This window comes from Paenibacillus sp. FSL R7-269 (assembly GCF_000517865.1).
In the GTDB taxonomy this organism is placed as follows: Bacteria; Bacillota; Bacilli; order Paenibacillales; family Paenibacillaceae; genus Paenibacillus_AQ.
The window spans coordinates 1-6,535 of sequence record NZ_ASPS01000139.1; the positions used below are offsets into that span (position 1 = coordinate 1).

4 protein-coding genes and 11 tRNA genes are annotated in these 6,535 nt (G+C 50.5%); 13 read left to right on the plus strand and 2 right to left on the minus strand.

From position 1 onward, the window contains the following. Window positions 1–132: 132 nt before the first annotated feature. The 13 genes from C162_RS32295 to C162_RS32355 all read left to right on the plus strand — a co-directional run bounded on the left by C162_RS32295 (window position 133) and on the right by C162_RS32355 (window position 3,666). Window positions 133–204: transfer RNA gene (locus C162_RS32295), tRNA-Glu, on the plus strand. 5 nt (window positions 205–209) lie between these two features. Continuing rightward, a tRNA-Val gene (locus tag C162_RS32300) sits at window positions 210–285 on the plus strand. A gap of 32 nt (window positions 286–317) precedes the next feature. Continuing rightward, window positions 318–394, plus strand: a tRNA-Met gene (locus tag C162_RS32305). Between the two features lie 4 nt (window positions 395–398). After that, window positions 399–476, plus strand: a tRNA-Asp gene (locus C162_RS32310). Between the two features lie 205 nt (window positions 477–681). Then, a tRNA-Gln gene (locus C162_RS32315) sits at window positions 682–756 on the plus strand. Window positions 757–782: 26 nt separating this feature from the next. Further along, window positions 783–858: transfer RNA gene (locus C162_RS32320), tRNA-Lys, on the plus strand. 16 nt (window positions 859–874) lie between these two features. Further along, window positions 875–958: transfer RNA gene (locus tag C162_RS32325), tRNA-Leu, on the plus strand. A gap of 7 nt (window positions 959–965) precedes the next feature. After that, window positions 966–1,040: transfer RNA gene (locus C162_RS32330), tRNA-Gly, on the plus strand. A gap of 10 nt (window positions 1,041–1,050) precedes the next feature. Beyond that, window positions 1,051–1,127, plus strand: a tRNA-Arg gene (locus C162_RS32335). Between the two features lie 32 nt (window positions 1,128–1,159). Next, window positions 1,160–1,233 (plus strand) — tRNA-Pro (locus C162_RS32340). A 17-nt stretch (window positions 1,234–1,250) separates the two neighbouring features. Beyond that, window positions 1,251–1,321: transfer RNA gene (locus C162_RS32345), tRNA-Gly, on the plus strand. A 372-nt stretch (window positions 1,322–1,693) separates the two neighbouring features. Further along, complete coding sequence (locus C162_RS32350; RefSeq protein WP_036701958.1) at window positions 1,694–2,644, plus strand: helix-turn-helix transcriptional regulator; 951 nt, start codon at window positions 1,694–1,696, stop codon at window positions 2,642–2,644. Window positions 2,645–2,823: 179 nt separating this feature from the next. Further along, window positions 2,824–3,666 (plus strand): hypothetical protein, encoded by an 843-nt coding sequence (locus tag C162_RS32355; RefSeq protein WP_051494098.1) that lies wholly within the window; start codon window positions 2,824–2,826, stop codon window positions 3,664–3,666. 193 nt (window positions 3,667–3,859) lie between these two features. On the opposite strand, the gene katA is transcribed toward C162_RS32355, so the two are convergent. Together katA and glgP are read right to left on the minus strand one after the other, a co-directional pair. Further along, the gene (gene katA, locus C162_RS32360; protein WP_036701960.1) at window positions 3,860–5,314 is read right to left on the minus strand and encodes a catalase KatA; all 1,455 of its coding nucleotides are present in this window, start codon (window positions 5,312–5,314) and stop codon (window positions 3,860–3,862) included. A 270-nt stretch (window positions 5,315–5,584) separates the two neighbouring features. After that, the coding region (glgP, locus tag C162_RS32365; protein ID WP_036701961.1) for an alpha-glucan family phosphorylase at window positions 5,585–6,535 on the minus strand (951 nt) is incomplete at its 5' end.

Sequence of the window (6,535 nt, forward strand, 5' to 3'; positions counted from 1 at the left end):
GTGTCCGAGTTTGGCCGAAGGAGCACGATTGGAAATCGTGTAGGCGCCACAAGCGTCTCGAGGGTTCGAATCCCTCTCTCTCCGTAGCGTTACCTCTCTGCAAAGGGATGAGAGCAAATATATTTACAGCATGGCTCGTTGGTCAAGGGGTTAAGACACCTCCCTTTCACGGAGGTAACATGGGTTCGAATCCCATACGAGTCATATATGGAGGCTTAGCTCAGCTGGGAGAGCATCTGCCTTACAAGCAGAGGGTCGGGGGTTCGAACCCCTCAGCCTCCACCATCTATCTTAACCGAATAGATTTTGTTCAATGACGCGGGGTGGAGCAGCCCGGTAGCTCGTCGGGCTCATAACCCGAAGGCCGCAGGTTCAAATCCTGCCCCCGCAACCAATTTGGAACCGTGGTGTAGTTGGCCTAACATGCCTGCCTGTCACGCAGGAGATCGCGGGTTCGAATCCCGTCGGTTCCGCCATTTAATGGCTTAAGGGATGAGAATTCCCTGGGTTCGCTTACGCATAAGCTTCGTAAGGAATACTTCGCAATCTCGTAACGGAGTGAAGAGTATCCCGCCCTGTTAAGCCATTTTAATTGGTATTAAGACATAAGGGATTGAGCATCCTATATCTCGAAGTATAGAGTATCCATCCGATTCCGTAGTATTTTGCTAATTATAATATTGGGGATTAGCCAAGCGGTAAGGCAACGGACTTTGACTCCGTCATTCATAGGTTCGATTCCTATATCCCCAGCCATCTATTTTCGATTGTTTCTCTTATGAGAGCCATTAGCTCAGTTGGTAGAGCACCTGACTTTTAATCAGGGTGTCGAAGGTTCGAGTCCTTCATGGCTCACCATTTTCTTGTAACGTGTGCGCGTGTGGCGGAATGGCAGACGCACCAGACTTAGGATCTGGCGTTTCACGACGTGGGGGTTCAAGTCCCTTCACGCGCACCATGTTTTTGCGGACGTGGCTCAGCGGTAGAGCATCGCCTTGCCAAGGCGAGGGTCGCGGGTTCGATTCCCGTCGTCCGCTCCATATAGATTTTGCGCCCTTAGCTCAGCTGGATAGAGCGTTTGACTACGAATCAAAAGGCCGGGAGTTCGAATCTCTCAGGGCGCGCCATTTATACTTCATTGATTCAGTTTTTGTATTAACGGGATGTAGCTCAGCTTGGTAGAGCACCTGGTTTGGGACCAGGGGGTCGCATGTTCAAATCGTGTCATCCCGATATTTCATTTCACCTATGCGGGTGTAGTTCAATGGTAGAACTTCAGCCTTCCAAGCTGATAGCGTGGGTTCGATTCCCATCACCCGCTTATATCTGTATCACGTGAGTCCGTCAGCCCTATTGGGAAGGCGGACTTTTTTTGCTATTTAGGAAATGTATGAGAAAAACCGAACACAATAGAATCCAGAGTATCGATGCTCCACCTGGCTAAGCTGTAGCTGTCAAATGGCCGCCAGAAGGCAGAGAGATGGAGAGAAGGCAGAGAGAGGGAGAAAAGTGAACTCCGTTTAAGAATGGTATTAGCAGCAGTATCGTTCACCCGTTAGGGTGATTTTGTTGTAAGGGCCGGGAGGTTGCAATAGTATTGGAGGGCGTTATGTTTCTATAGAACTGATATAGTATAACTATGGGACTATTGGATCATAGGCAACACTTACTTGGAAGCTGAGGAGCATTTGTTATGACAGACAAAGTAATACGGATTTTTAGAATCATTAACGCCATTCAGTCGAACCCCGGGATTACCGCAGCAGATTTGGCCTTTAGGTGCGAGGTGAATATAAGAACGATCTACAGGGATCTTGAGCTGATCAGCCACTTTGCTCCGGTTACGAATGAAGGAAGGGGCACGGGGTACCGGTTCATGGGGAAATTCTTTTTGTATCCGCTGGATTTCTCGGAGCAGGAGTCGCTGGCGTTCTCTTTGCTGCCTTCGGTCCTGAATCAGGATAGAATCCCACCGGGTTTTCATTCTGCGTATGACAAGGTGATGGGGACTCATCTGAAGGAGAAATCGCGGCAAAATGGCCTGCTGGAGAATATTGCGGATATTATTCAAATGGGCACCCCGGCCTACCGCAAGGAGAGCCGGAACTTCCTGCAGCCGCTTATTGGAGCAATCCTGGAGCAGCGCAGCATCCGTACGGTATACCACTCGCAATCAAGCAACGTTACTACGGCGCGGGAGATTGACCCGTATTATCTGATCCCGCGGGATCAGCGTTTTTATCTCATTGGCTATTGCCATCTGAAGGGCGCAATACGTACGTTCCGGATCAGCCGGTTTGAGCAGGTAGAGATGACGGCGTCTACTTTTGATAAGGGAAATTTCAATATTAAGCAGTATCTGAAAAACACCTGGTCGATCAACCGGGGGACCCGGAATGTCACGTTCAAGGTACGGTTCGATCCGGAGGTGGCGCGTTACATTAAGGAAGAGGAGCTGTTCGTACAGCCGCGGATGAGCGAAGAAGGCGATGGGACGCTGCTGTTCGAAGTCACGGTTAATAATGAGAATGAGTTCATCAAGTGGATTCTGCAGTATGGCCCTAATGCGGAGATTCTGGAGCCGGAGTCGGCCAGGGAACGATTGAAGGAGCAGCTGGAGCAGTGGCTGGATGTGTATCAGTAGTAGTTGTAGATCACAATATTACATAATATGGAATAAAATATGTCGAAAAGGTTAGATTGAATAGTTCAACTGGAGAATAAAGGCTTTTTTAGAGATATATATGCCCTGAATGAATTGACCGGAGCGGTGAAGCAGGTTATTATTGGAATATAATGGAATGATAGGAGGCAAGATAGAAATTGCTGGAACTGGATGGGATGAATGAAGACTCTTTGACAGATATGCTTAAAGTCTCGTTCTCATGGGAGAACTGGACGGCAATTCTCGAGATTTCAGACAAGCTCTTTGAACTTGCAGTTCTAACCTACGGCTCCCATCAACAGGGTGCAAAGAAGTATTATTTGAAAAAAAATATAGCGTATTATCTCGGGTACAGTGCATGCATGAAGGGGATTGCCTATCAAAAGCTCGGTAACCTCGCTGAATCAAGAAAATGTATAGGCTTGTATTCGGATTTGAGCTGGATCACGGATATGGATCAGGAAGCTGCCGCAGAAGTAGAGTACTACAAGAACATTGCTATAGCCAACACCTTCGTCATTGATCTGCTGGAAGGGAAGGTAGAAGTTCTTCCTGATTATGTTGAATTCATTCGCACGGGAGACCAGGAGGAACTGCTTGCTTGCCTAATTACTGTGCTGGAATCTGCAATTAAGTATAACTTTTCTATCGATTGGGTACTGGATGAGTTCAATGAGCCGCTTAAGGAGCTGAGCTGTAGAGCGAAGCAGGAAGACATCAGATACTACATAGACTACATGCATCTTAGTGCAATTTATTTGTATAAAAGGGAGAAAATTCATGATGCAATTAATCTGACTCTCTATATTTTGGTAATAAGTAGTAAACTTTATGATGGGACAGGCTTTAGGAAGATCGTGTCGTTTTATGAGCACATCCGGAGCCATGCCACCGCAGAACAACAAGAATCTTATCAAAACATAATGAAAAATATCTTAGAGAGGGAGTTTTTAAAAGATGAAAAAGGCGATCTCGTTATTAACAGCCGTATTGTTGATTAGCGCAAGCGTTGTGGTATCAACTGCAAGCGCAGGCGGCCACTTATCCGCAGCCTCCGGCAATATCTCTATTAACAATCACGGAGCAGGCCACTAGTCTATAATCTCTCTGTCTCATGAATCTGGAAATATAAGCTGCATATCATGCAAAAAAAGGGGTAAGCGATGCTTATCCCTTCTTTGCTGTGGATAGAGGTTACTCTGTTACAGCCAATCCCAGTCCTTCTGCGATTCGACGGCCAAACTCCGGATCGGCTTTGTAGAAGTGGGCAATCTGGCGGCGCTTGATCTCCTCAGACTCTACTGGAGTCATGGCACCAACAATATTGCTTACGAGCCGGGTACGCTCCTCTTCGCTCAGCAGGCGGTACAGGTCCCCCGGCTGGGTGTAGTGATCGTCATGATCATATGAGACGCTGTCCGCCTGGCCTGAGACTTCAAAAGCAGCCGCCTTATGCTGCGCTGACTCGGTTGCACCTCCGGAGCTGTTAGGCTCGTAGTAGACGGAGCCTCCCCCGTTATTCGTAGCATTCATCGCGCCGTCGCGCTGATTATTGTTGACCTCGGCGACAGGCTGGTTAATCGGCAGGTGGTTATGGTTCGCTCCTACACGGTAGCGGTGGGCATCCCCGTATGCGAACAGTCGGCCCTGAAGCATTTTATCCGGAGAAGCCTCGATGCCTGGAACGAATGAGCCGGGGGAAAAGGTGGCCTGCTCCACTTCGGCGAAGTAATTCTCAGGATTGCGGTCCAGCACCATGCGGCCTACCTCAATCAGCGGGTAATCCTTCTGCGACCATACCTTGGTTACATCAAACGGATCGAAGCGGTAGGTGTCGGCATCCTCCACAGGCATAATCTGCACATGCAGCCTCCAGGCCGGGAAGTCTCCGGTATCAATGGCGTTGAACAAGTCCTCTGTATGATAATCCGGGTTCTCCCCGGCTAGCTGTGCTGCCAGCTTAACATCGAGATTCTTGACGCCCTGCTCTGTCTTGAAGTGGTATTTGACCCAGACGGCTGCACCTTCGGCATTCACCCACTTGAACGTATGGCTGCCGAAGCCATGCATATGGCGGAGAGTAGCCGGGATGCCGCGGTCAGACATCAGAATCGTCACCTGGTGCAGAGACTCGGGGGAGAGGGACCAGAAGTCCCAGACCGCATTCGGGTTCTTCAGATGGGTCTGCGGATGACGCTTCTGGGTATGGATGAAGTCCGGGAATTTGATGGCGTCACGGATGAAAAAGACAGGCGTGTTATTGCCGACCAGGTCGTAGTTGCCCTCTTCGGTGTAGAATTTCACAGCAAAGCCGCGCGGATCGCGCACGGTATCGGATGAGCCCAGTTCCCCGGCTACGGTAGAGAAACGGATGAACATCGGGGTGCGTTTGCCGACCCCGGACAAGAAGGCAGCCTTCGTATATTGGGAGAGATCATTGGTGACTTCAAAATAACCATGGGCACCGGCACCTTTGGCATGAACGACCCGCTCAGGAACACGTTCACGGTTGAAGTGGGCGAGCTTTTCCAGTAAGTGGACATCCTGCAGCAGCACGGGGCCGCGGGCACCGGCGGTCATTGAATTCTGGTTGTCGCCTACGGGGGCGCCCCAGCTAGTCGTTAGCTTGTTGTTATTGTTTGTAGTCATGAACACAATCACCTCGTGTAGGATTTGATTTTAGATTAAGTATAAGTATTATAATAGCAAGAATTTAAATAAAATCAATCCTTTTTTATAATTATTATAATTAAGCTTATGTAGAAGAAGGATGGTTGATGATACTAATGCAACAAAAAACTCCCGCCCGCAGCAGCGGACAGGAGGGGGGATTCTGGAACAGAAGCGGAGCAGGAAGGGGTACTGATGACGGAAGCAAGAAGACCTGCAAGATAGCTGATGATACCAAACTAATACGAGTTAGCTTGTGATATACATCCGGTTATAGTATTCATCCAGCATGCGCTTGGTGGCGAATTCGATGCGGGTGGTCTCGATGCTGCGGTGCATCATCTGCACCCACTTGGCCTGATCCTCATAGAAGACCGGGAGGACGCGGTTCAGAAGGGTCTCGTACAGTGCATCGCTGTCATGCTGGTCAAGCACCGCAAAGTCGGTGGTCTCGAAGCCGCCGCCGATCTGCCAGCCGTTCTCGCCGTCGATGCAGGCCTCCGGCCACCAGCCGTCCAGGATGGAGCAGTTCAGGACGCCGTTCATGGCGGCCTTCATCCCGGAGGTTCCGCTGGCTTCGAGCGGTCTGCGCGGATTGTTCAGCCAGATGTCAGAGCCGCGGGTCAGTTGGGCTCCTATGGTCATATCGTAGTTCTCCAGGAAGACTACGCTCTTCGGATATTTGCGCATCATAGCTACAAGGTTGCTGACGATCCGCTTGCCGTTGTCGTCCAGCGGGTGCGCCTTGCCGGAGAAGACAATCTGGATCTTGCCGCTCTCCAGGTACGGCTCTATAATGTCCGGCTGGGAGAAAATCAGGTCACTGCGCTTGTAGGGAGCGGCGCGCCGGGAGAACCCGATCAGCAGCTGGTCGGCATTCAGGGCGATGCCGGAACGTTCCTCGATGAAGCTGATCAGCTCCTGCTTGATCTCCTTGTGCACGGCCCACAGGTCGCCGCCCTTCTCAAAGGCACGGGTCATCCGCTCATCTACCCAGGTAGGGGTGTGAATCGCATTGGTGATGCCTATGATGGCAGACCGGCCGGCGACTTCCTTCCACATGGTGTTCGCGGTCTCGGCATGAAGCTGGGCAACCGCATTCGAGATCCGCGCCAGCCGCAGGCCGGCAACGGTCATGTTGAAGGGTTCTCCGCCAATCCGCTCCATTTGCGCCCGGGTTAAGCCATTAAAGGCCCCCAT

Bases quoted from the DNA above. Each gene is read 5' to 3' on its own strand.
- C162_RS32350 (WP_036701958.1), top strand. From the start codon at position 1,694: ATGACAGACAAAGTAATACGGATTTTTAGAATCATTAACGCCATTCAG.
- katA (WP_036701960.1), bottom strand. From the start codon at position 5,314: ATGACTACAAACAATAACAACAAGCTAACGACTAGCTGGGGCGCCCCC.